The sequence below is a fragment of the Streptomyces sp. NPDC056128 genome (assembly GCF_042263835.1).
In the GTDB taxonomy this organism is placed as follows: domain Bacteria; phylum Actinomycetota; class Actinomycetes; order Streptomycetales; family Streptomycetaceae; genus Streptomyces.
In genome coordinates, this window is record NZ_JBHJVQ010000098.1 from 1 (window position 1) to 1198 (window position 1198).

General features: G+C 37.6%; 1 protein-coding gene. It reads left to right on the forward strand.

Translation table 11 applies throughout. The features are described 5' to 3' along the window. Window positions 1-991: MobV family relaxase (mobV, locus tag ACFC1X_RS40815; RefSeq protein ID WP_376364841.1), on the forward strand; the 991-nt coding region annotated here is incomplete at its 5' end. Window positions 992-1198 lie beyond the last annotated feature (207 nt).

Sequence of the window (1198 nt, forward strand, 5' to 3'; positions counted from 1 at the left end):
CGAAAAATGTATGACCGCTATTCGTGATCGTATTCCTGAAAAAAGACGTAAAGATGCAGTTTTGTGTATTGAACATTTGATTACAGCGAGTCCGGAGTGGGATGGCTGGGGAACTGAAAAAGAAACCGCATTTTTTGAGCAGTCGAAAAAATGGCTTGAAAATAAATATGGTAAAAATAATGTCGTCAGCACCACCATTCACCGTGATGAAACAACCCCTCACCTTGTCGCCTACGTTGTTCCAGTGGACGAAGAAACGGGGCGATTGAATGCTAAAAAATATATCGGTGGATCTAGACATACACTTTCACAAATGCAGACTGATTTTGCAGTTGAAGTAAAAGATTTAGGACTAGATCGAGGGATCCAAGGGAGCAAGGCAAAACATACGTCTATTCAAGAATATTATGAAAAATTGAACAATTACGAGAATGAACCAGGCATTGAAAAAGGACTCACCTATGAAGTGCCTGAACCTGAGTTTTTTGAATCTAAAAATGCCTACGGTGAGAGAGTCGCAAACGCTATGATTGATCAGATATTTGATCAAATTGCGCCACGATTTGACCGAGCGAATGCACTGGCTAGTCAAACGGAAAAATTAAAAAAAGAACTGTCTGATACCAAAAAAACACTCGATGAGGTTCAGCAACGAGCAAAGCCATATTTAGACATAATCAACGAATATAATCATCCAAATCTTGAGAAAGAATTTAATAAGCAAGTTGCTAAATTAAAAGATAATTTTGATTCAGCACTTGAACATCATAGATTCCTAAAAAGACAGGAAGAACAAGAAAGATTTAACCAACAACGTGAACTTCGCAATCAATTACACTTAGAGCACGAACAAAAAAAACAACTGGCTGAGCAAGAAAAGCAGGAAAAAGAACGTTTGGCACTTTTAAGACGTCAAGAATTAGAAAAACAGCGAAAAAATGAGCCTAAAAAACCTGATAACGCCAATGATAACGACTACTCACCCTCATAACACCCATTTAAACGCAAAAAAATGGGGTTTTTAGCCATGTTTGGTGTTTTATGCATGAAAGTATAGTTGAGATAATAAAAACCTCTTAGAACGCAAATTAGAGCGTTTTAGCGAGTGTTTACGAGCGACACAATGAAAATTCGCTTATACCCCCCTCTGGAACACCGCTATTTCTATATAAAACAGATGAATCGCAGATGTAGCAAA